This is a genomic window from Gemmatimonadaceae bacterium (assembly GCA_020851035.1).
Taxonomy (GTDB): domain Bacteria; phylum Gemmatimonadota; class Gemmatimonadetes; order Gemmatimonadales; family Gemmatimonadaceae; genus JACMLX01.
Genome location: JADZDM010000006.1, coordinates 79192 through 105058 on the forward strand (window position 1 = coordinate 79192; position 25867 = coordinate 105058).

Annotated in this window: 20 protein-coding genes; 16 read left to right on the plus strand and 4 right to left on the minus strand. The window is 71.7% G+C overall.

Annotated elements, in window-relative coordinates:
• Positions 1 to 27: 27 nt before the first annotated feature.
• Positions 28 to 3042, plus strand: coding sequence for an AAA family ATPase (locus tag IT355_06625; GenBank protein ID MCC7052926.1), 3015 nt, complete (start codon positions 28 to 30; stop codon positions 3040 to 3042).
• Between the two features lie 155 nt (positions 3043 to 3197).
• Here the strand turns inward: IT355_06625 and IT355_06630 are convergent, their stop codons facing one another.
• A complete protein-coding gene (locus IT355_06630; GenBank protein MCC7052927.1) occupies positions 3198 to 4292 on the minus strand; it encodes an AraC family transcriptional regulator ligand-binding domain-containing protein in 1095 nt (364 codons plus the stop codon).
• Positions 4293 to 4489: 197 nt separating this feature from the next.
• On the opposite strand from IT355_06630, the gene IT355_06635 reads away from it, so the two are divergent.
• Both IT355_06635 and IT355_06640 read left to right on the plus strand, forming a co-directional pair.
• Positions 4490 to 5341 (plus strand): DUF2306 domain-containing protein, encoded by an 852-nt coding sequence (locus IT355_06635; GenBank protein ID MCC7052928.1) that lies wholly within the window; start codon positions 4490 to 4492, stop codon positions 5339 to 5341.
• A 54-nt stretch (positions 5342 to 5395) separates the two neighbouring features.
• Positions 5396 to 6961 carry a M28 family peptidase gene (locus IT355_06640; GenBank protein ID MCC7052929.1) on the plus strand — a complete coding sequence of 522 codons (1566 nt, stop codon included), beginning with the start codon at positions 5396 to 5398 and terminating at the stop codon, positions 6959 to 6961.
• 118 nt (positions 6962 to 7079) lie between these two features.
• Here the strand turns inward: IT355_06640 and IT355_06645 are convergent, their stop codons facing one another.
• Positions 7080 to 7646, minus strand: coding sequence for a DUF4402 domain-containing protein (locus IT355_06645; protein ID MCC7052930.1), 567 nt, complete (start codon positions 7644 to 7646; stop codon positions 7080 to 7082).
• A gap of 37 nt (positions 7647 to 7683) precedes the next feature.
• Entirely contained in the window at positions 7684 to 8244 is a 561-nt protein-coding gene (locus IT355_06650; protein ID MCC7052931.1) for a DUF4402 domain-containing protein, read from the minus strand.
• Between the two features lie 233 nt (positions 8245 to 8477).
• On the opposite strand from IT355_06650, the gene IT355_06655 reads away from it, so the two are divergent.
• From IT355_06655 to pstB, 9 genes are all read left to right on the plus strand, one after another.
• Positions 8478 to 9296: a fimbria/pilus periplasmic chaperone gene (locus IT355_06655; GenBank protein ID MCC7052932.1), complete on the plus strand. Its 819-nt coding sequence runs from the start codon at positions 8478 to 8480 to the stop codon at positions 9294 to 9296.
• 430 nt (positions 9297 to 9726) lie between these two features.
• On the plus strand, positions 9727 to 12390 hold the full coding sequence (locus IT355_06660; GenBank protein MCC7052933.1) for a hypothetical protein: 2664 nt from the start codon (positions 9727 to 9729) through the stop codon (positions 12388 to 12390).
• A 129-nt stretch (positions 12391 to 12519) separates the two neighbouring features.
• Complete coding sequence (locus IT355_06665) at positions 12520 to 13464, plus strand: hypothetical protein (GenBank protein MCC7052934.1); 945 nt, start codon at positions 12520 to 12522, stop codon at positions 13462 to 13464.
• A 1-nt stretch (position 13465) separates the two neighbouring features.
• Positions 13466 to 16300 carry a hypothetical protein gene (locus tag IT355_06670; GenBank protein ID MCC7052935.1) on the plus strand — a complete coding sequence of 945 codons (2835 nt, stop codon included), beginning with the start codon at positions 13466 to 13468 and terminating at the stop codon, positions 16298 to 16300.
• A 151-nt stretch (positions 16301 to 16451) separates the two neighbouring features.
• Positions 16452 to 17279 (plus strand): phosphate ABC transporter substrate-binding protein, encoded by an 828-nt coding sequence (locus tag IT355_06675; GenBank protein ID MCC7052936.1) that lies wholly within the window; start codon positions 16452 to 16454, stop codon positions 17277 to 17279.
• Positions 17279 to 18196, plus strand: a complete 918-nt coding sequence (pstC, locus tag IT355_06680; protein MCC7052937.1) for a phosphate ABC transporter permease subunit PstC — start codon at positions 17279 to 17281, stop codon at positions 18194 to 18196. Before IT355_06675 ends, pstC begins: the two co-directional genes overlap by 1 nt.
• A complete protein-coding gene (gene pstA, locus IT355_06685) occupies positions 18193 to 19041 on the plus strand; it encodes a phosphate ABC transporter permease PstA (GenBank protein MCC7052938.1) in 849 nt (282 codons plus the stop codon). Before pstC ends, pstA begins: the two co-directional genes overlap by 4 nt.
• Positions 19038 to 19832, plus strand: coding sequence for an ATP-binding cassette domain-containing protein (locus IT355_06690; GenBank protein MCC7052939.1), 795 nt, complete (start codon positions 19038 to 19040; stop codon positions 19830 to 19832). The genes pstA and IT355_06690 overlap by 4 nt, the downstream gene beginning before the upstream one ends.
• Complete coding sequence (gene pstB, locus IT355_06695) at positions 19829 to 20584, plus strand: phosphate ABC transporter ATP-binding protein (protein MCC7052940.1); 756 nt, start codon at positions 19829 to 19831, stop codon at positions 20582 to 20584. Before IT355_06690 ends, pstB begins: the two co-directional genes overlap by 4 nt.
• A gap of 208 nt (positions 20585 to 20792) precedes the next feature.
• On the opposite strand, the gene IT355_06700 is transcribed toward pstB, so the two are convergent.
• Positions 20793 to 21068, minus strand: a complete 276-nt coding sequence (locus IT355_06700) for a hypothetical protein (GenBank protein MCC7052941.1) — start codon at positions 21066 to 21068, stop codon at positions 20793 to 20795.
• A gap of 249 nt (positions 21069 to 21317) precedes the next feature.
• Here IT355_06700 and IT355_06705 point away from each other — a divergent pair, with 249 nt between their 5' ends.
• From IT355_06705 to IT355_06720, 4 genes are read left to right on the plus strand one after another with little or no spacing between them, the layout of a single operon-like run.
• Positions 21318 to 21959 (plus strand): VWA domain-containing protein, encoded by a 642-nt coding sequence (locus IT355_06705; GenBank protein MCC7052942.1) that lies wholly within the window; start codon positions 21318 to 21320, stop codon positions 21957 to 21959.
• A 3-nt stretch (positions 21960 to 21962) separates the two neighbouring features.
• Positions 21963 to 22958, plus strand: a complete 996-nt coding sequence (locus IT355_06710) for a protein phosphatase 2C domain-containing protein (GenBank protein MCC7052943.1) — start codon at positions 21963 to 21965, stop codon at positions 22956 to 22958.
• Positions 22955 to 24439, plus strand: coding sequence for a hypothetical protein (locus IT355_06715; GenBank protein MCC7052944.1), 1485 nt, complete (start codon positions 22955 to 22957; stop codon positions 24437 to 24439). The genes IT355_06710 and IT355_06715 overlap by 4 nt, the downstream gene beginning before the upstream one ends.
• Positions 24440 to 25849: a hypothetical protein gene (locus IT355_06720; GenBank protein ID MCC7052945.1), complete on the plus strand. Its 1410-nt coding sequence runs from the start codon at positions 24440 to 24442 to the stop codon at positions 25847 to 25849.
• Positions 25850 to 25867 lie beyond the last annotated feature (18 nt).

Consider the following 25867-nt stretch of genomic DNA (forward strand, 5'->3'; position numbering starts at 1 on the left):
GCCGGTGCCGGGCTATATCTGTCCGACATGCTCCCGTCGCCAGCACCCGTCCCGCCGTGGGGCGCCGAACTGCCGCTCGTCGGCCGGCGCGGCGAACTCGCCACCCTCCGGCGCCACCTGGCCGACGCCATGGACGGCCGCGGCCACTGCGTGCTGCTGACGGGTGAGGCGGGGATCGGGAAGTCGCGCCTGCTGGTGCAACTCGCGCAGGATGCCGCGGCGCGCGGGGTGCTGGTCGCCGCCGGCAGCGCCTTCGCGATGGAGGCCGGGGTGCCGTACGGCGCCGTCGCCGATGCGCTCGCCCGTCCGCTGCGCGCCCTGGATGCCGCCACGCTCACGGTGCTCGCCCGCGGCACCGAGGCCGACCTGCGTGCAGTGGTGCCCGGCCTGTCCGGTGCCGCAGCGCCGCGGCGCGACACCGATGGCACGGCGCACCTGCGCTGGAACGTCACGCAGTTCCTCGCGCGGCTGGCCGCGCGCACGCCGCTGCTGCTGGTCCTCGACAACGCGCACGAGAGCGACGCCTCGTCGCTGGAACTGCTCCACTTCCTCGCGCGCCAGCTCGCCGGCACGCGGATCCTCGTGGTGCTGGCGTACCTGGACGATGGCCGCGACGGCAACCCGGCGCTGCAGGGCATGGTGCGCTCGCTGCTGGCCACGCGGGACGCCACGCAGGTCCGTGTCGAGAGCCTCACGCGCGCGCACCTGGAGGAGCTGCTGCAGCGCGCCTTCCTGCTCGACGCCGACGAGGCACGCGACCACGCCGCGGTGCTCTGGTCGCACACCCGTGGCAACCCGTTCTTCGTGGACGAGTCGCTGAAGGCGCTGGCCGACGCGGGGCGCATCCGGAAGACGGCGTCGGGCTGGCTGATCGAGGCCACGCAGCCACACACGCTGCCTCCCACCGTGCGCGATGCGGTCCTCGCGCGGCTGGAGTCACTCGACGCCGGCGCGCGGCGCCTGGCCGAGGCCACGGCGATGGTGGAGTCACGCGCCTCGCTCGCCCTGCTCGGCCGCGTGACGCAGATGGACGACGTCGCACTCGCCGACGGCATCGACGCGTTGTGCCGCCGGCGCATCCTGCTCGAGCATCGCCTCGACGACGGTGCCGAGTACGAGTTCGCGCACCCGATCATCCAGTCCACCGTGCGCGCCACACTCACCGCGGCGCGCGAGCGGGTGCTGCATGCCGCCATCGCCACCGCGCTCGAGTCGCTGCACGGGGACGCGGCGCTGGCGCGCGCGGGTGAGCTGGCCCGGCACCTGGTGCTGGGGCACGAGCTCGGGCATGACGAACGGACGCTGACCTACCTCAGCGCCGCCGGTCGCGATGCGCTGGCCCGGCGCGCCGACGGGGAGGCCACGCGCTGGCTGCGTGAGGCCCTGGCCATCGCCGACGGCCTCGGCAACGCGGCTGCCACGGCGCGCCTGCTCGAGGATCTCGCCACGGTGCGCATGCGCCTCGGTGACTTCGGCGAGGCGGGAGCGCTGTGGCGCCGCGCCCTGCAGCTCGCGACGGACCGGCGCGACGAGACCGCGCGGGCGCACCTGCTGCACTGCCTGGCCCAGGAGGCAGCGCGCACGGGGCAGACCGCCAAGGGGCTGTCGCTGCTGGACGAGGCAGTCGCCGCCGCCGACGCCGCGCAACGTGCCGACCTGGCGGTGCGGATCGGCGTGGCACGCGCCAAGATGCAGCAGGCCATGGGCCGGCACGACGACGCCACGGCCACCGTGCACGCGACGCTGGCGACGGCGACGGCGCTGGGTGACACCGCCCTGCTGGCCCGCGTGCACCAGGTGGCGCTGCAGCTCTATGCGTGGACGGGGCCGGCCAGCACCGCGCGCGAGCATGGCGTCCGCGCGCTCGCCCTCGCCGCGGAGAGCGGCGACCGCGAGGTGGCGTGGGCCGCGCACTGGGCGATGGCGATGCTCGAGGGCTTCACCGGTGACGTGGACGGTGTCGCCGGGCACCTGCGTGATGCCGCCGCGATCGCCGATGCCCTCGGCTCACCGTCGCTGCAGGCGATGACCGCCGAGATCGAGATCGAGCACGCGTCGGGCACGGGGCGCTGGGACGAGGCGCTGGCGATCGCGGCGCGGACGATCCCGTTCGCACGTGCGACGATGCCGCGGTCACTCCTCCCCCGCTTGCTGGTGTGGACCGGCATGGTGCTGCTCGAGCGCGACGAGACCGAGCAGGCGCGGGCGTCGTTCGAGGAGGCGTGGACGCTCTCCGGCGCCGCCGGTGCGGGGACCGGTGACGCCGCGATCGAGAATGTGCACAACGTGATCCTCGCGCACACGGGGATGGGCCTCTACGCACTGTCCCACGGCGAGTGGGCGCGGGCGCGTGACTACGGCGAGCGCGGGCTCGCGCTGGCGGACCGCTTCGGCTACGTGGCGTGGGCGATCCACCGCCTGCTGCCGATGATCATGGAGGCGGCGCTGCGCACGCACGATTTCGATCGCGTCGAGGGGCTGATGTCGCGCCTGCGGCTGCAGTCGACGGCGCTGGGGCACCGTCTGGGGCTGGCCTGGGCGACGGCGGCCGAGGCGCTGGTGGCGCGGATGAAGCACCACGCGCCAGACGCGGCCGCACGGTTGCTTGCGGCGGCCGACGAACTGGACGCCGTGCCCTTCATCTTCCATGGGGCCCGCATGCGGCGGAATGCGGCGCAGGTGCTGGAGCTGGATGGCGACGTGGCCGGTGCGGTGCGCGAGCTACGGCGCGCGCACGACGTGTTCGTGCGGCTGGGCGCCGAGCTGGAACTGCGCGGCGTGCGCACCCAGTTGCGCGGCCTTGGCGTGCGACTGCCGCCACGCACGACGACCGAGGGCGCCGCCACGCTCACGGGTCGCGAACTCGAGATCGCACGGGCGGTGGCGCGGCGAATGAGCAACAAGGAGATCGGCACGACCCTCGACATCTCCTCGCGCACAGTCAGCACCCACCTCTCGAACATCTATGCGAAGCTGGGCGTCGACTCGCGCGGTGCACTGGCCGATGCCCTGCGCGAGGATCCGCGGCTTGGCGGTGGCTGACGGGGTGAACTGCGCGCGGTGGGCGGCATGACGGGTCATGGCGGTGGCCTCGATCCAGGGAGACGTGGTGCTTTCCCAGGATGGATCCTCCGCCACCGGTCAGCGATACGTCAGCTGACGTAGGCATCGGCCGTGTCACGCGGCCGCGCGGGCGGTCAGCCTGCTGGCCGGCGCCCTTCCTGGCCCGCGCGCCCGCCGCGCCACGACAGCGGGGTCGCGCCCGTCCACCGCTTGAACGCGCGCGAGAAGGCGGCGGGCTCGGAGAACCCGACCAGCGCCGCCGCCTGCTGCACGGTGGTGCCGGGCTGCCCGAGATACGCCACGGCCGCTGCCTCGCGGAGCGCATCCACCACCCGGGCGAAGGTCGTGCCCTCGGCCTGCAGGCGTCGGTAGAGCGTCTGCCGACTCATCGCGAGACTGGCGGCGACGTGGGCCATTGCCGGCACCCCTGCGGAGAGTCGCGGGCCGACGAGCGCCTCGACCATGCCACGACAGCTCCGGCTCCGCTCCAGCGTCGCGAGCTGCGCGTCGGCGTGGGCGGTCAGCACCCGAAAGGCGTATCGCGCCGTCGGCTCCACGGGCTGGTCGAACCAGGCGGGATCGAAGAGGATGGCATTGCGGTCGGCACCGAACCGCACCGGCACCCGGAACACCGCCGCGTATGCCGCGCGATGTGCAGGCGCCGGATGCCTGAGACGCACCGCGCGCACCACCGGCGCATCGGTGCGCTGGCGGATCCCCGTCACGAACCGCGCGAACGTCGCCTCCGTCACTTCCGGTGACATCTCCGACCCGGGACGGGTATCGCACATCCAGGTCCCCGCCGGCGACGCCTGCAGCACATACCGATCCTCGCCAGGCGCCTGCCCGAAGTCGAGCGTGAGGCGGGCGTAGCGATTGAGCATGGCGAAGGCGTCGCGGATGGTGCCGGTGGCGCTGCCGATCACACCGGCGGCCGCGACCTGTGCACACGCCACCGCCTCGCCCCAGTGCAGCGCAAAGGCCGCGTCACCCGTCAGGGCCGCTGCACCGCGCACCAGCCGCAGGTAGTCGGCCAGAGGAATCCGCGCGTCCGCGTCGGCCAAGGTGGCGTCGTCGATGCCGGCTGAGCGGAGCAGCTGGAGCCGCTGCACTCCGCGCGTGACGGCAAAGTCCACCACCCCGCCCGCGTACCCTGCCGAGACCGTCGTGCCAGGGCTGGCCTGGCTCGGAATGGCGCGTGCGACCCGCGGTTCGGCGAGGGCGATCATGGCCTGCTCCTGGTTACGAAGTGGACAGCTGTCTCCCTCCACAACGGGCGTGCCGCCCATCCGGATTCACCGGCGCTCCGCGGCTGGCCCGCAGGGTCATGCGATTGGCTCCGGCGGTCATGGGCGGCGCGGTCGGGCCCGCCGATACTGGGTACTCGGTGCGTCGCGCCGCCCGAATCCCCGCCAGTGAGCCAGCCATGCCCGCCTCCACCGCCATCCGGACCGACCCCGATATCCGGACCGACCCCGATATCCGCGCCATGCGGGCGGCGCGCGTGCTGCGCGCCTCGGTCACGCTCTGGACAGTCGTCGCGCTGACCGGGCAGCTCATCTTCGCCGTCTACATCGCGGGCTTCTACGGTCGCGGTGCACTGTCCGGCACGCTGGCGACGACGCTCAACACCGTGATGCCGCACGGTTATGTGCCCGGCGACCTGACGGGCAACGCGATCCAGCTTGCACACCTGCTCTTCGCCGTGGTGATGATCGGGTGCGGTTTTCTCCAGCTTGCCCCGGTGGTGCGTCGTCGCATGCCACGCCTGCATCGGGTGAGCGGCCGGCTGTACCTGCTCTCGGCCCTGATCCTGAGTGTGGGCGGGCTCCACCTCGTGTGGGTGCGTGGTGGCGTGGGTGGGCTCGGCAACCATCTGGGCGTGAGTGCCAACGCGCTGGTCATCCTCGCCTGCGGCAGCATGGCACTGCGAACGGCGCGCGCCCGGGACTTCGCGGCGCACCGGCGGTGGGCGCTGCGGACCTTCCTGGCCGCGAACGGCGTGTGGTTCTTCCGGATCGGGCTGCTGCTCTGGCTGCTCGCCTGGCAACGCCCGGTGGGATTCGACGCTGACCGGTTCCGCGGCCCGTTCCTGGACGTGCTCAGCTTCACGCAGTTCGTCGTGCCGCTCGCGCTGCTGCAGCTGTACCTGCGCGTCCAGGAGGCCGGCAGCGCGGCCGCGCGGCAGGCGCTGGCGGTGGCGGTGTTCGTGCTGACGCTCGCCACCGCGGCCGGGATCTTCGGCGCGACGATGGCGCTGTGGAAGCCACATCTCTGAGCCGGTGGGGAGCACGCTCTGGCGCAGGGCATCACACGTCCTTTATTGCAGTGCATGCCGACCGCCTGCCTGCCGTCCCGCCGCGTGCCGATCCTCGCCACGCTGTTCCTGCTGGGCGCTGCGGCGCTGCCGGCGCAACCGACGAACGCACCGCCCACCGGCGTTGGCGCGCCGGGCCCACGCGCCTGGGCGGCCATCCGTGAGTCCGACCTGCGTCGCGACCTGTTCGCGATGGCCTCCCCGGCCATGCGCGGGCGCGAGGGCGGCTCGATCGACGAGCTGAAGGCGTCGATCTGGGTGGCCGAGCAGTATGCGAGGATCGGCCTCGTACCGATGGGCGATGACGGCACCTGGTTCCAGTGGTTCAACATCACGCGCACGCGCGTCTCGGCCAGCGGCAGCACGGCGAGCGTGGCGGGGCGGCCGCTGCAGGTGTACCGCGACATCGTGCCACTCACCGGCTTCCCGGTCGAGGCATCCGGCGCGGTGCTGTGGCTGGCCAATCCCCTCGACACGACGGTCGACGTGCGCGGTCGCATCGTCGCGACGCCGGTGCAGGTGCCGCCAGCGGCGGCGGTGCGCAGCACCAGCTATCCCACGCGTGTGCGCTACTCCGAGGCGGCGACCGCCTACACGCTGCGCACGCTGACGCGGCGCGGGGCCCTGGCGGTGCTGGTGGTGGCCAGTGACTCGGTGGACGCGGCGTTCGATGCCGTGGCGGTGCAGCGTGAACGCGGCTCCTACGACGTGGACCGCGGCACCCCGCGGGCGTACGGCCAGTCCGACCGGGTGGCGCCGCTGCCGGTGGCGGGTGCCGGTCCCACACCGGCGTTCCTCGTGCGCGCTGCCCTCTGCAGCACGCTGCGCGAGCAGCCGGCGGTGCAGCTCTCGGTGCGCCTGGACCGCTTCGACGTGCCGAGCGTGAATGTCATCGGCGGCCTGCGCGGCGCGGATGCCACGCTGCGCAACGAGTGGGTGCTCTACAGCTCGCACCAGGATGCCAACGGCACGCGCAACCTGGCGGCCGGCGACTCCGTGCTGGCCGGCGCCGATGACAATGCCAGCGTGAGCGTGGCGCAGTTCGGCGCCGCCCGCGCGCTGGTCGCGCAGCGACCGCGGCGGAGCGTGCTCTTCGTGCACCACGGTGCCGAGGAGCGCGGCCTGCTGGGTTCGCGCTACCACTCGGCGCACCCGGTGGTGCCGCTGGCGCAGGTCGTGGCCGTGCTCAACGGCGACATGATCGGCCGCAACAATCCCGACACCGCGGCGCTCCTCGGCGCGCAGCCGCCACACCGCGGCTCGGCCGACCTCGTGCAGTGGGCGCTGGCGGCGAATGCGCGCACCGGCAAGTTCGTGATCGACACGCTCTGGGATCGCCCCACGCACCCCGAGGGCTGGTACTTCCGCAGCGACCACGCGCCGTACGCGCGGCTGGGCGTACCGGCGCTGATGTACACCACCAACCTGCATGACGACTATCACACCGCCGGCGACATCCCGGAGCGGATCGACTATCCGAAGCTGCTGCGCATGACGCAGTGGATGTACCTGACGGGCTGGTACGTCGCGAACGCTCCGAAGCGGCCGGCGGTGGATCCCGGGTTCAGGCTGGAGCGGTAGGCTGCGCGCGCAGGGGGCAGGAATCCCGACGGGTGATCGGGAGTTCCCTGCCCCCTGCGACTGCCGTGTGCCCTGCACTCCGCGTGTGCGGAGCCGCAGTCACGCCCACCGTGCCCGTTCAGGCGCCGGTGTAGTTCACCGTGACCGAGATCTGTCCGAGGTACGAGCCCGTGGCCTGCGAGGCGCCCGGCGTGGCGGTGCCGATCACGCGCAGGTAGAGGTTGCCGCTGCCGCCGGCGGAGCCGGACAGCGTCACCGTGTACGTGTTGTCACCGGTGGCGAGCACGGCGTCGGTCCCCGTGCCGTCGACATCGGTCGTGCTCCGTCGCAGCGAGAACGAACCGACCGGCAGCGTCTCCGTGCCGCTGACGCGCGTGATCACCGATGGCACGTTGACCACCAGGCTCAGCTCCGCACCACCCTCGCCGGCGACGGTGAGTCGCGCGCGGCCGGCAGCGGCGGTGTTGTCGGTGAAGGCCACGGCCTTGGCGGCGTAGGGCGCGAAGAGGTTGCCGAAGCGCAGGTCCTCGTTCTTCGTGACCGAGAGCGGGGCGAAGACGCGGGCGGTGATCTGCGCATTGGTGTTGACCGTCGGCGAGGCCTGCGCCTGCGCCTGTGTCACGACGGCGAACAGTGGGAGGATCGCCGCAGTCAGGACGCGGCGCACGAGTGTGGGAAGGTTCACGTGCCGGTCTCCGGAATGGGAAAGTGGTGTCGGCATGTCAGGCGCCGACGTAGTTGAGCGAGATCTGCACCGTGGCGGCATACGCCCCGGGGGCCTGCGTTCCGTTGGGCAGGGCCGTGGCCCGCACGCGGAAGTAGAGCATGCTTGCCACGCCAGCCGCCCCGGGCATGCGCATCGAGGCGCGGTTCACGCCGGGGAAGAGTGCGACGTCACTGCCGCCGTTGTCGGCGTCGACCGTGTTCATCCGCATGCCCCAGTCGGCGAGCGGGAGCACGCCGCTGCCGCCGCGCATCGCGTCGGGCACGGTGAGCTCCATCATGAGCTCCGTGTCGCCCTCGCCGCGGATCGTGAAGCGTCCGCGGCGGCCGAGCGGGCCGTTGTCCGTGAACGACACGCGCCGCGCGGCGAACGGCGCCGTGAACGTGCCGAATGCCAGGTCATCCTGCGTCGTGACACTGAGTGACCCGTTCACGCGCGCCGTGACGTTCACCGTGCCGGACACCTGCGCGTGCACCCGCACACTCCACACGGCCGGCAGCAGCAGCATGACGGCCACGGCGCGCAGGAGCGTGCGAAGAGAGTGAGAGAAGGGAGCCATGGGCCTGGATACCTGAACGTCCGCAAGTCATGTGAAGGCGCGCTAACACCTCCCAGTCTCGGAACGAACCGGAGCGTGCTGAAGCATTCCCCGGAAATCGCCCGACATGATGGTCGCTTGAGTGCCGGGCCCCACCGGCCGACACTGGCCCCCAGAACAGGCGTTTACCCCAACCACGACTGATTGCGACTGGTGAAGTGATGAGTGTCCCCGGCGGTCTCCGATTGTGTCGCGTGACGCTGCTCGTGATGGCGATGCTTGGCATCGCGGACGCGGCGGCGGCGCAGGCTGCAAGCGTGTCGCCACAGGCCCTGCTGCTCACGAGCCAGTCGCGGATCGGCACGCTGCATGTGCTCAACCCGTACTCGACGCCGATCGAGGTGGTGATCGACCTGCGCTACGGCTACGTCACGACCGACAGCGCCGGCCAGGCGATCGTCACGCTCCCGGATGACTCGGTCGCGGCACCGAACTCCGCGGTGCCGCTGCTGCGGGTGACCCCTGCGCGCTTCATCCTGGTGCCGGGCGCAGTGCAGCTCGTGCGGGTCGCCGCATTCCCGCCGGCGACGCTGGCCGAGGGGGAGTACTGGGCGCGCATCGGCATCCGGGCGATTCCGCCCTCGAACACCGGCGGGGCCGAGGGCCGTGGCATCGCGGTGGGTGTCGGGATCCAGGTGAAGACGGTGCTGCCGGTGTTCTATCGCCATGCGCGGGTGGCGACCGGCGTGCGCATGGCCACGCTGGCGCCGCGCCGGCTGGACGACAGCCTGATCGTGCAGCCGACGTTCACGCGCTCGGGCAGTGCCGCAGCGCTGCTGGCGGTCGAGACGGTGATCACCGACGGGGCGGGCGAGGTGCTCGCGCGCTCGATGCGGCAGGCGGCGGTCTACCACACGCTGTCGCCGCGGTATGCCTTGGCGCTCACGCCGGCACAGTGGGCACGCGCCACGACCGTGCGGGTCACCGCCACCAGCCAGCGACCCGATCTCCCGGCGGGCCTCCCGCTGCCGGTGCTTCCTGTGTCGCAGTCGGTCGCGATCCGGTCGCCGTAGCGATCGCCCCGCCCCCGGCGTCCTGATGTTTCCCTGGTTTCGCACCCGAGCGAGAAGCGGACGCGTCACCCTGTTGGTGCTGTGCCTGGTGATCCTGGCGCTGGTGCTCGGGGTGTCGTGGTCGCAGTCGTGGGCACCATCGCCGCCGGAGACCGGGGGCGCGCGGGTGGCGGGCTCGCGCATGCCGCGCAGCGACGCTCCGGGCCGGCAACACACGGATGCGAAGCAGGGTGCGCCAGCGGCGGTTCTGCCGAGTTCGGTGGATCTGCCGAGTGCGGTGCCTCCCGGACCACGAACCAGCGCCGATCCGGCAAGCCATTCCGCCGACGGTCAGGCACGCCGGCGCCCGAGGTCGATCGTAAGCCTGCACTCTGACGCGACATCAACGCGCCCTGAACAAAGCAGAAGCGCGACAGGAGCTTCGGATCCCGTGTCGCATCCAGCCGTCTCCGCACCGGTCGACGGCGCCATACCGGTGCCGGTCATTCCCACGCCGAACGCGGACGCACCCCAGGGGTTCGTCATCCTGTCCGCCGGCGACGACGAGCTGGCACCGATCACGACCCTGGTGACCGACGCCGGCCCTATGCTCCCGCTCTTCGAGTTCGCGAGCCAGATCGGCGCCACCGCCACCGACGAGGGCGACCGCGTGAGCCTCGCACTGCGCACCGCCGACCCGGTCTCCGCCTCCGTCTCCGCCTCGTCCGGGCGGGGCCAACGCACCCGCCAGGGTGGCAGCCAACCGCTGCACCTCCGGCCGGGTGACCTCGTGCGGCGCGATGGCCAGTGGTATGCCAGCATCGATGCCCTCCGTGCGATGACGTCGCTCGAGATGGCCTTCGACCCGCGCAGCCAGAGCGTGATCATCACCTCGCCGCGTGCCGAGATCCCCCGGTACGCGGCCGCCGTGCGCCGGGCACAGCGCCAGCCGGCCAGCCCGTCCGACGCCGAGTACGGCGTCGGACTCCGACCGGCCGCCAGCGCCCGGGTGTCGAGCAGCGGACTGCTTCCACGCAGCGCCTCACTGACCTACGCGCTCAGCCACGACAACCGCACCGGGGCGGTCTCCGGGCAGGGCACCTTCGGCGCGACGCTGCTCGGCGGCGGCCTCTCCGTCACCACCGCCCTCGCGGCCCGTGGCCAGAAGCAACCAGTGCCCGACGTGACCTGGCTGGGCGGGAACCCGCTGAGCCGCTTCCTCACGCAGGCCCGGGTGGGCTGGGGCGCGGCCACCGGCATCGCGCCGCTGCCGGGCAACGGCATCTCGCTCACCAATGCCCCCTTCTCGCGCGCCATGGGCCTCGGCTCGCTCCCGATCTCGGGGATGAGTGCGCCCGGCGACGAGATCGAGATCCAGTCCGGCGGGCGGCTCCTGGGTGTGGTGACCGCCGATGCCAACGGGCAGTGGACCTCCAATGTGCCGGTCGGCTTCGGCCAGAACCTGCTCGACATCGCGGCGTACGGCCCGCAAGGCGTGACGCGCCGCTCCGTGCTGCGGTCGTTCGAGGGTGACCACCTGGCCGCCGGCAAGGTCGAATACGGGGTGACGGCGCAGCGGAGCAAGCAGGATGCGTTCACCTGCGCCCTGCTCTCCTGCGGTGACCTCGGCAACGTCGACCTGCGCTGGGGGGCGACCTCGCGCGTGACGCTGCGCAGTGGCGTGAGCCTGCTGCGCGCACGCGACTCAGCCAGCGCCGCCGACCACCGCACGCGGGTCGCGCCGTACGCCAGCGTGGTGGCTGCCCCCACCGGGTGGCTGCAGCTGCGCGAGGATGTGGGGGGCCGAAACTGGTCACGCACGCGAGCGATCGTGCAGCCATCGCTGGCACTGCGCCTGGACGTCGGCCACGAGATGTTCGGCGCCGGCGGCGGCGAAGCGCCGTTCTGGCTCTCGCAGCGCGCCACCACCACCCGCGCCGAGTCGTTCGCGTCCACCACGTGGCGACCAGTGCCCGGTGACCTCGGGAAGTTCTGGATCAACCTGATCGGCCGCAACACGCTCGGCACCCGCACCAACAGCCAGACCGGCAGTGTCGTGCTGGGCGGCCGGGTGGCGGGCTCGCTCGTCACGTTCGGTGCGGACCGCGCCGTGATCACCCCGATCGACGTGGGCGGCAGCTACGGACGCACGCGCCTGTCCAGCGGCCTCACCGTGCCGCAGCTCCGTCGCGGGCCGCGCTGGCTTGCCGCCAGCTTCGCCACGTTCGGCGCCTCGCTGGTGGCGCAGGAGGCGCGCTCGCTGACCATCAACAGCGGACTCACCTCCACGCTGCGCGGCGGGTTGATGATGCAGGTGGGCAGCGACTGGCGGCCCGGCTCGGCACCGGCCATCCGCGTGCAGTTCCAGCGACACTCGCGCGCCGCGATCGTGATGCAGAGCGTCACCAGCACCGGCGTGCGCAACGCCCCGCTCACGGCCAGCACGAGTGTGCTCGGCTCGGTGATCGCGCCGCTGGACGGCAGCGCCCCGTCATTCACCAGCGACCTCGTCGCACTCCGCGCGCGGGTGCGGGTGAAGGCGTTCCTGGACCGGGATGCGAACGGCCTCGCCGATCCCGACGAGGAACGGGTGCCCGACCTCGGCCTCTTCGTCGGCACGCAGCGCGCCGTGACCGATGCCAGCGGCACCGCCGTGGTGGACGGCCTGCCGGTGCTGGACGCGATGATGGTGCGGTCGGAGCAGCTCTACGTGAACGCGGCCGACGGCTCGATCTGGGTGCTGTCAGGGCCATCGCCCTGGGCCAGGCTGGTGCCGTACGCCGAGACGCTGGTGCGCCTGCCTTTCGTGCTGTCGGCGAACGGCACGTTCATCAGCGAGGAGGCACTGCCGGGTGACCTCACCGTCTGGAGCGCGATGCCGGAGCAGCCGGTCGTGCCGGCCACCGCGCACCGGTTCTTCGCCGACGGGACCGCGCCGCTGGGGCCGATGGCGCCGGGCCAGTACCGGTTCGAGCTGCGCCGCGACGGCGTGGAAACGCCTGCGGCGGTCTGCGTCGCGCTGCTCCAGTCGGGGCAGGACCTGCGGTTGCGCTTCCCGCCCGGCCTGGACGCCGGCGCCCGCTGCCTCATCGACGCCTCCCCACCGGGAAAGTGAGCCGGCGCATCCCGTCCGCCGGTGCGATGGGCCGTGACAGTGGTGGACGGAGCCTGGCGGTTCAGGCTGCGCTCGAATGCGTCGACACTTGCTGCGGGCAACCGCCCCTTCGTTTCCCCTTCCGCAGCAATGCCGACGCCTCTCGTCACGCCCCGCCGACTGCGGCGCATCTGCCTCTGGCTCGGTGCGCTGGTCGCCGCCTCCGGATTCGCCGACGCGCAGGCGATCCGCGTGACGGCGACGACGCCACTGGACTTCGGCACGCTGTCGCCACTGGTCACGAAGACGGTCACACCCGCCTCGGCCTCGGCGGGTGTGTTCACCGTGCAGGGACCGGCGAGCAGCACCGTCTACGTGCTGGTCGTGACGCCCAACCAGCTCAGCGGCACATCGCAGTGGGTGCAGCCCACGTCCTGGGTCGCGACCGTGACCACGCAGTTCGGCACCAGCCCCAGTGCGATCCCGCTGGTGGCCGGCGCCGAGCAGACGGTGACGCTGGGCACCGACGGCCTGGCCACCGTGCGCATCGGCGCCACGCTCACGCCGCCGATGACCGTCGGCAGCGGCACCTTCACCGGCGGCATGACGGTGGTGGCGCGCAGCGATGTCGCGAGCGGCTTCTACAGCCTCACCGCGCAGAGCACCGTGACCGCGATCGTCCGGCAGCCACTGGTGCTGACGGCGGTGCCGATGGCATTCGGCTCGGTGTTCGTGAGCACACCCAAGACGCTCGCGCCCACCGACGTGAGCGCCTTCCGGATGCTGGTGGATGGCGCCACCGGTGCCACCATCGAGGTGACGCTCGAGAGTGTGCCCGCGAGCCTCGACCGCTCCGGCGGTGGCGGGACGCTGGCCATCGGGTCGTGGCTGTCGCGCAGCGGCGGTGCCTCGTGCACCGGCTCCGCCGTGACACCCACGGTCGGCGTGGCGCAGTCGCTGGACCTCACGTCGCCGGCAGGCAGCAGCGGGCGCACCAGCTATTGCCTTGGGGCCACCGTCACGCCATCGGCGTTGCAGGCCGCGGGCAACTACACCGGCACCGTGGTGCTCTCGGTGCGGTACACCGGGGCGTGACATGAGGCCTGCATCCTCCGGGACACGGGTGGCGCGCCTGGTGCGGTGGTTGGTGCGCGTCGCGACGCGCCGGCACCGCGTGGCACTCATGGCCGCTGTGGCGGGGTGCGTCGATGCGGCGGCGCCGGTCACGCCCGTCACGCCCGATCCGGGCGGACTCAACCTATCCGGGGTGAACATCGTCCCGACGGCGCAATTCGCGGTGTCGCCGCGGTGGCCGGCCGTGGGTGATACCGTGACGCTGGATGCGCGATACAGTCACGACAACGACGGCCAGGTCACGGCGTATCGCTGGGTGATCTCGAACGGTATCGCCAACACCAGCGGCCAGGTCACACGACTGGTGTTCCGAACGGCGGGCACCCACACCGTCACGCTCACCACGTACGACGACACTGGCGACAGTACCAGCACCACGCTGTCGTTGCCCGTCGGTCCAGGCGGCGCGCCAGCCGGCGCGGTGGACGCGACACAGAGCCACCTCACGCTCTCCGCGCCCACGACCACCGGTGGCACAGCCGTGACCGCGACGGTGACGGCGAAGACATCGGCCGGCGCCGTGATCTCCGGTGCCTCGGTCGCGATCGCCGCCAGCGGCCTGCGCGTGACCGCGTCGCCGATCAGCGGAACCACGAACGGTTCGGGGGTGTGGACCGCGAGCCTGAGCGCAGGCCACGCGCAGTCGGTGGTCGTCCGCGCCGTGGCGGAATTCACGGCGCTGGTGGACACGGTGCCGCTGACGATCAGTGCGGCAACGGCGAACGTGAGCTCGGTGCGGCTGTCGCAGGCCACGCTCACCTCGGCCAGCGACAGTGCGCTGCTGGAAGTGACCGTGACCGACACGGCGGGCAATCCGCGCCCTGGCGTGAGCGTCGCCGCCAGCGGCTCGCCTGGCGGGCTGAGCGTGACGAACGCCGGTACGACCGACGCGAACGGGCGCCGTGTGATGGTGGTGAGGAGTACGGGGTGCAGTGGTGCGCACACGATCACGATCACGGTTGGTGGCGCGGCCCTGGGAGCGACGCTGTCACTGACCCCGGCGATGCTGTCGGCGTACTCGATCTGCGGGCCCACGCTCTGGCTTGATGCCAGCGACGCCTCCACCTTCACGATGGAGAGCAGCACGCGCATCACGCAGTGGCGCGACAAGAGTGGAAACGCGCTGCACGCCTCGGCGCCGACCGGCACCTCCGCGCGCCCACACTATGCGGCCACGGTGTTCAACGGCCGGCCGGCCGCGGTATTCACCGGTGGCATCAACAGCACTCCCACACCGGAGCATCTCAGCCTCGCCGGCTTTCCGGCTCAGGGACTGGCCGCCGTGAGCTACTTCGTCGTCTACAAGCGTACCGCGTCGTCGAATTGTGACCGCCTCTTCGATTTCGGCAGCAGCACCACCGTCCATGTGTTCTTCACCGTGGACTGCGGCGGATTTCAACGGTACACGCAGACGACGAGTGGGGGTGCCGGAGAAGTCTCCTCGTCGGTGGCGTCGGCTGCGCTCGGCACGGGCCAGATGCTGTCGATCATCCACTCCGGCACGGCGTCAGTTCGCCTCAACGGCGCCGGCGTCGCGACCTCGGCCGCCATCCCCGCGCCAAGCGCAATCGGCACCCCCACGAACAGATGGCTCGGCCGCAGCCAGTACGCAGCCGACGGCTATCTCAGTGGCCAGATCGCGGAAGTCGTGGTGTTTCCGCGGGCGCTCAACAACCTCGAGTACGCCGCCGTCGAGATGGCGCTGATGCGAAAGTGGGGGCTTGGGGTGCTGTCGGTGACACAGGGCGCCGGGCAAAGCGCGCCCGCCGGCACCTCGCCGACATCGGGGCTGGGGTTCAAGGTGGCCGACGCATCAGGCAATGGAATCTCGGGGGCGACGCTGGTGTTGCAGGTGACGACCGGCGGCGGCCGGCTCAACGGCGGCACGACCCTCACGCTCACCACCGACAGCAATGGCAACGCCTCGGTGCCGGCGGGCACCTGGGTGCTGGACTACGGCACCAACGTCATCACGGCCTGGTATAGCAGCACGGCCGGCCAGGGGCAGAGCATCGCGATCACCGGCACCGGGACGTTGCCGGCGAACCTCGTGATGCAGTACGACGCGGGGAACGCCGGCTCGCTGTATCGCGCATCGAGCTGCACCGGCACGCTGGCAGCGGTGGGTGACAGCGTGGGGTGCTGGAAGGACCTCACGGGCAACGTGCGGCACGTCACGCAGCCGACGGCCGCGGCGCGCCCGACGGTGTCCACGTTCGGGAGCACCGGCCGGACCACGCTCCAGTTCGTGCTCGGGCGCGAGAACTACCTCGAGTCGTCGGCCACCGGCCTGAGCGCCATTGCGTCGGGGGCGCGTACGATTGTGGCGGCGGCGCGAGGCAACGGCTCGGAGGACGCAGGCACCAATGCGGGTGGCGCAATCGTGGTGTTCCCGGGCTATCACGTCGGCCTGCATTTCTACGATCACCCGACGGCGACACTCGTCTCGGGCGAGCAGTGGCGGGATGACGGCACGCTGCTCTGGTCGGAGGCGCCGTACACGGCGAACGCGGGTGTGGTGGCGACGCAGGTGGTGTCGACGTCGGCCGGGGTGATCAGCAACACCGTGCGTGCCAACAGCGTCACGTCGGGGACGACGTCGCTCGCGGGGACGGCGATGGCGTACCCCAACCTGATGCGCATCGGCCAGGGCAACGTCGCACCCACCACCGACTACCGCTGGCGGCTGGACGGCCAGGTCGCGGAGGTGATGGTCTTCAGCCGTGCCCTGAGCAATACGGAGCGGCAGCAGGTGGAGCGATACATGGGGTGGAAGTGGGGGATCACGGTGCCGTAGCCGGCGCGTCGCGATCGTGTCACGGTGCGCGGGTGCGGTTCCGGTTTGGGAGCGAACGGTGCACACCGTGTCAGTGATCGCCGCACAGTGCCGTCACCGCGCCGTGACACATGCGCGGTAGCGTGATGGTTCACCACCCTGAGTGAACCTCATGCGTCACCTGCCCCAGTTGCACCCTGCCATTCGCCTGGCACTCCTGTTCGGCGTGACGGCCTGCACCCGCCAGGCCGACGCGCACACCGTGGAGCGCGCGGCCGTGACACTGGCCGGTTCGACGTCCATCCAGCCGTTCGCCGAACGGTGGGCGGAGGAGTATCGCGGCGGGCGGATCATCGTGCAGGCGGGTGGCTCGACGGCCGGCATCAAGGCGGCCCACGACGGCACCGCCGACATCGGGATGGCATCACGCACCCTGAGCGCGGCGGAAGCCACCGGGCTGGTCCAGACGGTGGTGGCGCGCGACGGCATCGCCATCATCGTGCACGCGAGCAATCCGGTGAGGACCCTCACCCTCGCGCAGCTGCGGGCGGTGTATGCGGGGCAGATCCGGAACTGGCGCGACCTGGGCGGCACCGACGCGGCGATCACCGTCATCACGCGTGAGGATGGCTCCGGGACGCGCGATGCGTTCGAGGGGTTCGTGATGGGCCGCGCCCGGGAGGCGCAGGAGATCGCCGCCTCGGCGCTGGTGACCGCGTACTCCGGTGGGCTCCGGAAGATGGTGTCCCAGGATCCAGCGGCGATCGGCTACGTGACCTTCAGCCAGCTCAATCCGCAGGTGCGCGCGCTCGCAGTCGACGGCGTGCTGCCGACCGAGGCCTCGATCGCGAGCGGGACCTACCGGCTGCAGCGACCGTTCGTGTTCCTGACCCGTGGCGCGCCGGACGGCGCCGCCCGCGAGTTCATCAGCTTCGTGCTGTCCATCGCCGGCCAGCAGCTCGCGCGCAGCGAAGGTCTCGCACCGGTGGCGCTCCAGTGATGATGATGATCGCGCGGGCCCGGCACTGGGCGGCGACGTCGCACCTCAGCGACGCGATGGTCGAGCGCATGCTGCTGCTGGCAGCGCTGTCTGCGGTGAGCACACTCGCGCTGATCACCCTCTTCATCCTGCGTGAAGGGATGCCGGTCATCCTCGATCGGGGCCCGCTGGAGTTCCTCGCGGGGATGAAATGGGCGCCAAGCCGCGGCCACTTCGGCCTCCTGCCGATGATCGCCGGCACCGCCGTCGTGACGCTGGGCGCCCTCGTCATCGGGGTGCCACTTGGCCTCGCGGGGGCGATCACGCTGGCCGAACTGGCGCCACGGACGGCACGACAGTACCTGAAGCCGATGATCGAGCTGCTGGCCGGCGTGCCCTCGGTGGTCTACGGGTTCATCGGCATGGAGATCCTCGTCCCCTTCATCCGGGAGCGCGGTTCGCTCGGTGGCCCGGGGTACTCCGCACTGGCGGCGTCGATCATCCTCGGCATCATGGTGCTGCCGACGATCATCGGGATCAGCATCGATGCGCTCGAGGCGGTGCCAAGGGCGTACCGCGACGGATCGCGTGCGCTGGGCGCGACGCAGTGGCAGACGATCACCGGCGTGGTGCTGCCGGCGGCCCGCAGCGGGATCGTGGCCGCGGTGATCCTCGGCATGGGCCGCGCCGTGGGCGAGACGATGGCCGTGATCATGGTGGCGGGCAACGCCGTCCAGTTCCCGGGTTCGATGCTCGCGCCGGTGCGCACCCTCACGGCGAACATCGCGCTCGAGATGAGCTATGCCAGCGGGGCACATGCCCAGGCGCTGTTCGCAACCGGGATCGTGCTGTTCATCGTGAGCCTGAGCCTGAACGGCGTGGCCGGACGCGTGCGCCAGGCCGCGCGAGGCACCGGCACACCCGGGGCGGTCCGGTGACGCTGCCGCGCCTGCTGGCACCGCGGACGGCACAGCGCGTCGCCACGACGCTGCTGTGGTCGGCCACCGGGGCGACGGTCGCGCTCCTGCTCTTCATCATCGGCTTCGTGCTCCGACGCGGCGCCAGCACGCTGTCGTGGGACTTCCTGCTGTCGAGCCCGCGCCACTCCGGCGCCCTTGGCGGCATCCTGCCCACCGTGGTATCCACACTCTATGTCTCGGCGGCGGCAGTGCTCGTCGCGGCACCCCTCGGCGTGGCGGCGGCGGTGTACCTCGCCGAATACACTCGCGATGGCAGGCTGACGCGCCTGATCCGCGGGGGCACCGAGGCGCTGGCTGGCATCCCCAGCATCATCTTCGGCCTGTTTGGCTTCGCCTTCTTCGTGACGACCCTTGGCATGGGCTGGTCGATCCTTTCCGGCGGGCTGACGCTGGGCCTGATGATCCTGCCGACGGTGATCCGGACCAGTGAGGAGGCGCTGCGGGCCGTGCCGCGCCACTACCGCGACGTCGCCCAATCACTGGGCGCATCGAAGTGGCAGTCCATCCGCACGGTGGTGCTGCCGGCGGCCGCACCAGGCGTCATGACCGGTGTCGTGCTCGGCATCGGGCGCGCGGTGAGCGAGACGGCCGCCGTGATCTTCACCGCCGGCGTGGCACTGAAGATGCCCTGGTCGCCCTTCGATTCCGCCCGCACGATGAGCGTGCACTTCTACACGCTCACCATGGAGGGGATCAGCGACGACATGGCGTACGGCACCGCGTCGGTGCTGGTGATGACGATCCTGGTGATCAATGTCGGGGCCTACGCCATCATGAACCGGCTCACGCGGCGCTACCGGTGACACCGGCGCCGCAGGCCGTGGACGACGCGGCCGACGACACGGCCATCGACATCCGGAACCTGTCGATCCGGTACGGGGCGGTGGAGGCGCTGCGGCCCACCACGCTGCGCATCGCGCGCGGCACCATCCACGGCATCATCGGGCCGGCGGGCAGCGGCAAGTCGTCACTGCTGCGCACACTCAACCGGCTCAGCGTGGAGCGCGATGGTGCCACCGCATCGGGTTCGATCCGCATCGATGGCACCGACGTGCTGGCGCTGCGTGGCGATGCGCTGGCCGCGTTCCGCCGCGGTATCGGGTTCGTCTTCGCCACCCCACAGCCGCTGCCCCGCACCATCTTCGAGAACGTGGCATTCGCGCCGCGCATGGCGGGGATCCGCGACCAGGCCGCGCTCGCCGCGATGGTGGAGCGCGCCCTGCGCACCGCGCAGCTCTGGGAGGAGGTGGCGGACCGGCTCGACCTGATGGCGACACAACTCTCCGGGGGGCAGCAGCAGCGGCTCTGCATCGCCCGGGCGCTGGCCCTCACGCCAGGGGTGATCCTGCTCGACGAACCGTGCTCCGCGCTGGATCCGATCACGACGTACCGCATCGAGCAGACGCTGCTGCGGCTGACCCCGGGCGTGACGGTGGTGCTCGTGACGAACAACGTGCATCAGGCGGAGCGCATCGCCCACGACACCAGTTTCATCCTCAGCGGTGACCTGGTGGAGACCGCCCCCACCGCACGGCTGTTCTCCGCACCGTCCGACACCCGGACGCGCGACTACCTCGCCGGCCGGTTCGGGTGAGCGACAAGGTCATCGTCGAGGACCTCGACCTCTGGTATGGTGACTTCCAGGGGTTGAAGCAGGTCAGCATCGCCTTCCCGGACAGGCGCATCACGGCACTCATCGGCCCGTCCGGATGCGGCAAGTCCACGTTGTTGCGATGCCTGAACCGGATGAACGACCTCGTCGACGGCACGCGCATCACGGGCCGCGTGCTGCTCGACGGCACCGACATCCATGCGGCAGGCTTCGACGTGGAACAGCTGCGGCGGCGCGTGGGGATGGTGTTCCAGCGGCCGAACCCGTTCCCGCTGTCGGTGGAGGAGAACGTCGCCTACGGACCGCGGCTGCACGGTGAGCGGCGCCCCCACGTGCTGCGCGGCATCGTGCACGACTCCCTGCAGGCCGTCGGCCTGCTCGGCGTGGCCGGGGTGCGCCTCGACCAGCCGGCGCTGGACCTGTCCGGCGAGCAGCAGCAGCGCCTCTGCATCGCCCGCGCGCTGGCCACGTCACCCGACGTGCTGCTGATGGACGAGCCCTGCAGCGCCCTCGACCCGATCGCCACCGCGGGCATCGAGGCGTTGATGCAGCGGCTCGTCGCGCAGTACACGATCATCATCGTGACCCACAACATGGCGCAAGCGATGCGCGTGTCGCACCGGACCGGCTTCATGCTGATGGGCGAGCTGATCGAGGTCGGCGACACGCCACAGCTGTTCGGCAGCCCGCGAGACGAGCGTACCGGGAGCTACATCGCGGGACAGTACGGCTGAGGGACGGGCGGCGACAGCATCGTGCGTGCACCAACGGTCACGAGCCCGAGACGCGACGGATACATCCGGGCGACGCAGCGCGCCGTTTCGCCGGTGAATCGCCACGCCGGGTGCGGATTCCCACAGCTGTCCACGACTTGTCCACGCCGGGTGCGCCGGCTTGTCACGAACGTGCACCGTGCGTTCAGGCGGTCGCGACGGTGGCACCCTACGCCGGCGCGCGTCCCGCGTCGATGGCGCCGTCCAGCCGCTGCACCAGGGCCCGCACCCGCTCCAGCATCGTCCGCACCTCAGGCGAGGCATCGTCGTCGTGCTCGCCGTCGATGCCGAAGTGGAGGGCGCCATCGTGGTGCAGGTGCGCCAGCGCACGGGCGGCATCGTCCAGCGACACCTCCCCGCTCATGTAGGCGAAGAAGGTGTCGGCGTCGGCCTGCGAGAATTCGGGCGAAGGCCCGTCGGCGGGGGGCTGAGTCTGGTCGGTCATGCGGGAAATCTTGCCCGGTCCTGGAGGCGGGGCGAGAGGTCACGGGGTGCGCAACGGGCCGGGGTTGCCGCCAGGGACCGCCAGGACGCAGGACCCCGGCCCGCGTGCCCGTTCGCATGACGGACGGCCGATCGGCGGTGCAAGTTGGAGGGAGAGGCCGGCCGTCGAAACGAACGGCCGGCCCGCCGTGTTTCGAAGGCGTCGGGGTGTGTCCCGTCGCCCCAGACCGCCCCTGCTCCCGGAGTGTTCGTGTCGCTGCGCCGCCTGCCCGTCTACATCCTCGCCGACGTCTCCGGCTCCATGCGTGGCACCCCGGTCGAAAGCGTGAAGGCCGGGATCCGGCAGTTGCACCGCGACCTGCTCACCGACCCGCAGGCGGTCGAGAGCGCGTACCTGAGCGTGATCACCTTCGCCGACGTGGCCATCCAGGTGGTGCCGCTCACCGAGGTCAGCAGCTTCATCCCGCCGGAGATGGAGGCGAATGGCCAGACCAACTACGGCGATGCGCTCCGCGTGCTGCTGGAGTGCTTCGAGATGGAGGTCGTCCGCACCACACCCGAGCAGAAGGGGGACTGGCGCCCGCTGGTCTTCATCCTCTCCGACGGCGCGCCGACAGACACCGGCTGGACGGAATACGCGGCGCAGCTTCGCAGCCGCCGCCCCGCCAACATCATCGCCGTCGCCTGCGGAGACCACGCCGACCTGGCCGCCCTGCGCGAGACCACGGACACGGTCATCCAGATGCGCGACATGTCGCCCGATGCGTTCCGCGCCTTCTTCAAGTTCGTGTCCGCCAGCGTGAAGACCACCAGCGCCAAGGTCGGCTCGGTGGGTGAGGGCGGCGCGATCACGCTGCCGCCGCCACCGCCCGGCATCACGATCATTCCCTGACGGGTGCGCGACGAGACCGAGGCTCCGACACCGCCGGTGCCGGAGGCGATCATCGAACCGGCATCGTGGAGCTCGCGCGCGCCCGATGCCGAGTGGGCGCCGGCACCACTCGTCGAGGCACTCGGCGAGCGCTTCATCACGATGGCAGCCGCCGAGCCGTGCACCATCGACCGCCAGGTCGACGGGTGGGCCGTGCTCGGCGCCAGCGTGCGCGGCAAGTCGCATGGACATCGCGGCGAGCACCGCGACGATGCCATCGCGTGCGTGTCGCGCGACGGACTGCTGGTGATGGCGGTGGCCGATGGCGCGGGATCGAGTGCACTCAGCCGGATCGGTGCGGCCGTGGTTGCCGACATCGCCACGCACCGCACCGCCGCACGGTTCGCCGCCGACGGGCACAACGCCGACACCACGTCGCGACTCGGCACCGCCATGGCGCACGCGGTGCACGACGCCGCGATGCGGCTCCATGCACTCGCCGCGGCCGCGGCCGAGCCGCCGACGGCGTTCCGCACCACGCTGCTGCTGGTGGCGATGGTCGGTGACACGATGCTCGTGTCGCAGGTGGGGGATGGCGCCGTGCTGGTGCAGCAGGCCGATGGCCGCGTGCTGCGTGTGGGCGGGGCACGTGACACGATGTGGGCGGGCGAGGTGACCTGCTTCGTGCCCGATCCGTGTGCCATGACCGCGGCGGCGGAATTCCGGCAGCTCCGCACCAGCGATGTGGCGCTGGTGGCGCTGCTCACCGACGGCATCGACGATCCGTTCCACCCGCTGGAGCAGAGCGGCGACCGGCTCGTGTCGCAGTGGCGGCACGGCACCACCGAGTCCATCGGCGTGGCACGGCAACCACCCGCCGGTGCCGTGCTCGGTGATGCCGCGGCCCTGCTCACCTGGATGGGGTTCGAGCAGCGGGGCGAGTCCGACGACCGGTCGTTGCTGCTGGCCTGGCGTGACGTGGCAGTGACGCCACCGGTGACGCCACCGGTGACGAAATGAGTGCGAGTGCGACACGCGCGCTGTCGGTGCCGGTGAAGACCACCGACGGCCGCACCATCACGCTCCGCGGCACGCCGCTCGCGAGCGGGGCCGAGAAGGTGGCGTTCCTGTCGATGGATGGGCGCGATGTCGTGGCGTTCTACTTCGGCACGCTCCGGGATCGCGCGGAGCGTGTCGAGCGCCTGAAGCGCATCGTGTCCAGCTACGATCCCACCCGCGGCGCCGGCGGCGAGTACTGGCGCAGCGCGTTCTGCTGGCCCACCGGCATCGTGGACGGCGCCGCCGCGGTGCCGGCGGACTTCGCACGCGCCCATGCGCTGGCACAGCCGTCACTCGGCGTGGTGATGCCGGTGTACCGCGGCGTGTTCTTCATGCACGATCGCTTCGGGAACCGCGTGGAGAAGGAAGTGCGCTGGTTCACGGGCCGGAAGGCGGGCGCCCTGATCCCCGAGGCCGAGAAGGGCACGCTGCTGACGCGGCTGCAGGTGTGCATGCGGCTCGCACGTGCGGTGCGGCGGCTGCACTTCGCGGGCCTCGCGCACAGCGACCTCTCGAACCGCAACGTGCTGGTGGACCTGCGCGGGGGTGAGGCGTGCGTGATCGACATCGACGCGCTGGTCGTGCCCGGGCTCGCGCCGCCGACGGTGCTCGGCACGCCGGGGTACATGGCCCCGGAGATCGTCGCGGGGCGGTCACTGCCGACGATCGAGACCGATCGGCATGCGCTGGCGGTGCTGTTCCACGAGCTGCTGCTGCAGCGGCACCCGCTGCGCGGCCGGCTGGTGCACAGCACGCGCAGCGCCGAGGAGGACGAGCAGCTCTCGATGGGGGTGAAGGCGCTGTTCGTGGAGCATCGCACCGACCGTCGCAACGCCCCCGAGTCGCCGATCACCGTCAGCGTGGATGCCCTCGGCCCGCACCTCGCGCCCCTCATGCGCCGCGCGTTCGAGGAGGGGCTGCACGCGCCGTCGCATCGCCCCGATGCGGTGGAGTGGGAGGAGGCGCTGTACCGCACGCTCGAGCGCATCCTGCCGACGCCGACGGGGCGAGGCTGGCTGATCCTGCCGGAGCGTGGTCCGACGGTGGATCCCTGGACCGGCGAGGTCGTGCACCGCGTGGTGCCGCAGTTGCGTTCCGGGCGTGGGACCGGCGGCGACTGGCGGGACGACGGGATCGTGACGGCACTCTTCCATCACCGCACGCTGCACCAGTGGCACCTGGACACCGGGGTGCGTCCGCGGGAGGCGGTGTCGCGGGAGGCGGTTGGGTACGTCTCGTTCCACGAGGGGGCGTGGTGGCTGGTGAACCTGACGGATCGGGAGTGGCGGGTGGTGCAGGCCGTTCGAGGGGACGGGGATCCTGAACGGGTGATCGGCCGGAACACGCCGGTGCAGCTCCGCGATGGGCTCGAGCTGGCCGTGGCCGACGGCGCCGACGGCGTCGCGGGCCGCACCTGGCGCGTGTCGATGCGGGGGGCCTAGGTGGCCGCGCTGCTCGACGTCCGGGGCGCACTTGCGGCAGAGCTGCAGCGGCTGGTGCGCGATGCTGCCGAGTGGCCGCTGCGGGATCGACGGCGGTTCAGGAACCTGCTGCTGGATGCCACGAGCAGCGATGCGATGCCGCTGGTGGAGCTGCTGCTGCGCGCACATGACGACGGCTTGCTGCGCTCGTTCCCGGCCCGCACCGCGCCGCGCGCCGCCTGGGATACGGCGACCGCCCGCCTGGCGAGCGACCTACAGACCCAGCGCTTCGTGGAACCCGGCGTCGCGCGGTTCGTGGCCGAGTCGTGGGCGAGGGCACTGGGCCCCGTGATGGTGACGCCGACACCGGCGCCCAGCGCGCGCGCGGCGGCACCGGCACCACGTGGGCCGGTGCGCAGCAGCGCGAACCTGCCGCCGCGCCCGTGGACCGCCGCACCCGCGGCGAGCGCGGCCCCGCAAGCGCCGTCGCCCGCCCAGGTGAAGGCGTACCGCCAGCAGAACATGGTGTTCGTGGTGGTGCTGGTCGCGATCACCGCCCTGACGATCGTGGCGATCCGCAGCGGGTCGTCCCGTGGCGACGACACGCCGGGCGCGACCGCCTCACGCACGGTGCCGTCTGCCGCCACGCCGCGTGCGCCAGCCCGCACCGCGCCGGCGCCGGCGCCTGCCCCCTCACCGCCAGTCGCCGCGACGCGCGCGTCACCGGATTCCACGCCGCCGGCTGTCGACACCGCACGCACGGCCCCTCCCCGGCCCGACTCCATGCCGCGTGTCGGGCGCGCGCCGGTGCCGGTGGCCGCCGCGCGCGAGCGGGCCTCGGACGACATCGTGCTCAATGCCGGGCGCGTGTTCGAGGGTCGCGTGCTGAGCGTGCGCGAGCTGAGCATCACGGTGAAGGACGACGAGACGGGGCTGGAGTTCGAGATCCCGAAGTCTGACATCGAACGCATCGTGACCCGCGATGGCCGCACGATGCGATTCGGTGGCGACAACGTGCCGCTGATCGGCACCGACGACGACGTGGCGGCGGCGAGCCACGGCGGACGTTACCGCGTGCGGTACACCGAGCGGTGGGGGACCGAGCGCAGCGAGTGCAAGGATGTCGCGCGCCGGTTCGCGCCCGGCACCGACCTGCTGGTGCAGCACCTGCGCGGCGCCCCGATGCTCCGGCTGGCGTTCCTCGGCGGCCAGGGCTTCAACGCCGCGGTGCGGGCCGACGGCCTGTTCGCCACGGTGGCGGACGTGGCGCCTGTGCGCGGGCCGCAGGGCAGCGCCGTGACGGCGCGGTTGTCGGGGCGGATCAGCCGGGCCGGCGTGCTGGCGGGGATCGCACGACTGACGGCCGTGGCACCCGACGGGCAGGTGGTCTGTGACCTGGCGCTGACGATGGACGGCGCAATCCTGCCGTAGCGCCGCGCGGGTGCGGCG

What these genes read in the sequence shown, in the direction of transcription:
- IT355_06625 (MCC7052926.1), top strand. Translation starts at nt 28, where the DNA reads ATGCTCCCGTCGCCAGCACCCGTCCCGCCGTGGGGCGCCGAACTGCCG.
- IT355_06630 (MCC7052927.1), bottom strand. Translation starts at nt 4,292, where the DNA reads ATGATCGCCCTCGCCGAACCGCGGGTCGCACGCGCCATTCCGAGCCAG.
- IT355_06635 (MCC7052928.1), top strand. Translation starts at nt 4,490, where the DNA reads ATGCCCGCCTCCACCGCCATCCGGACCGACCCCGATATCCGGACCGAC.
- IT355_06640 (MCC7052929.1), top strand. Translation starts at nt 5,396, where the DNA reads ATGCCGACCGCCTGCCTGCCGTCCCGCCGCGTGCCGATCCTCGCCACG.
- IT355_06650 (MCC7052931.1), bottom strand. Translation starts at nt 8,244, where the DNA reads ATGGCTCCCTTCTCTCACTCTCTTCGCACGCTCCTGCGCGCCGTGGCC.
- IT355_06665 (MCC7052934.1), top strand. Translation starts at nt 12,520, where the DNA reads ATGCCGACGCCTCTCGTCACGCCCCGCCGACTGCGGCGCATCTGCCTC.
- IT355_06670 (MCC7052935.1), top strand. Translation starts at nt 13,466, where the DNA reads ATGAGGCCTGCATCCTCCGGGACACGGGTGGCGCGCCTGGTGCGGTGG.
- IT355_06675 (MCC7052936.1), top strand. Translation starts at nt 16,452, where the DNA reads ATGCGTCACCTGCCCCAGTTGCACCCTGCCATTCGCCTGGCACTCCTG.
- pstC (MCC7052937.1), top strand. Translation starts at nt 17,279, where the DNA reads ATGATGATGATCGCGCGGGCCCGGCACTGGGCGGCGACGTCGCACCTC.
- IT355_06700 (MCC7052941.1), bottom strand. Translation starts at nt 21,068, where the DNA reads ATGACCGACCAGACTCAGCCCCCCGCCGACGGGCCTTCGCCCGAATTC.
- IT355_06715 (MCC7052944.1), top strand. Translation starts at nt 22,955, where the DNA reads ATGAGTGCGAGTGCGACACGCGCGCTGTCGGTGCCGGTGAAGACCACC.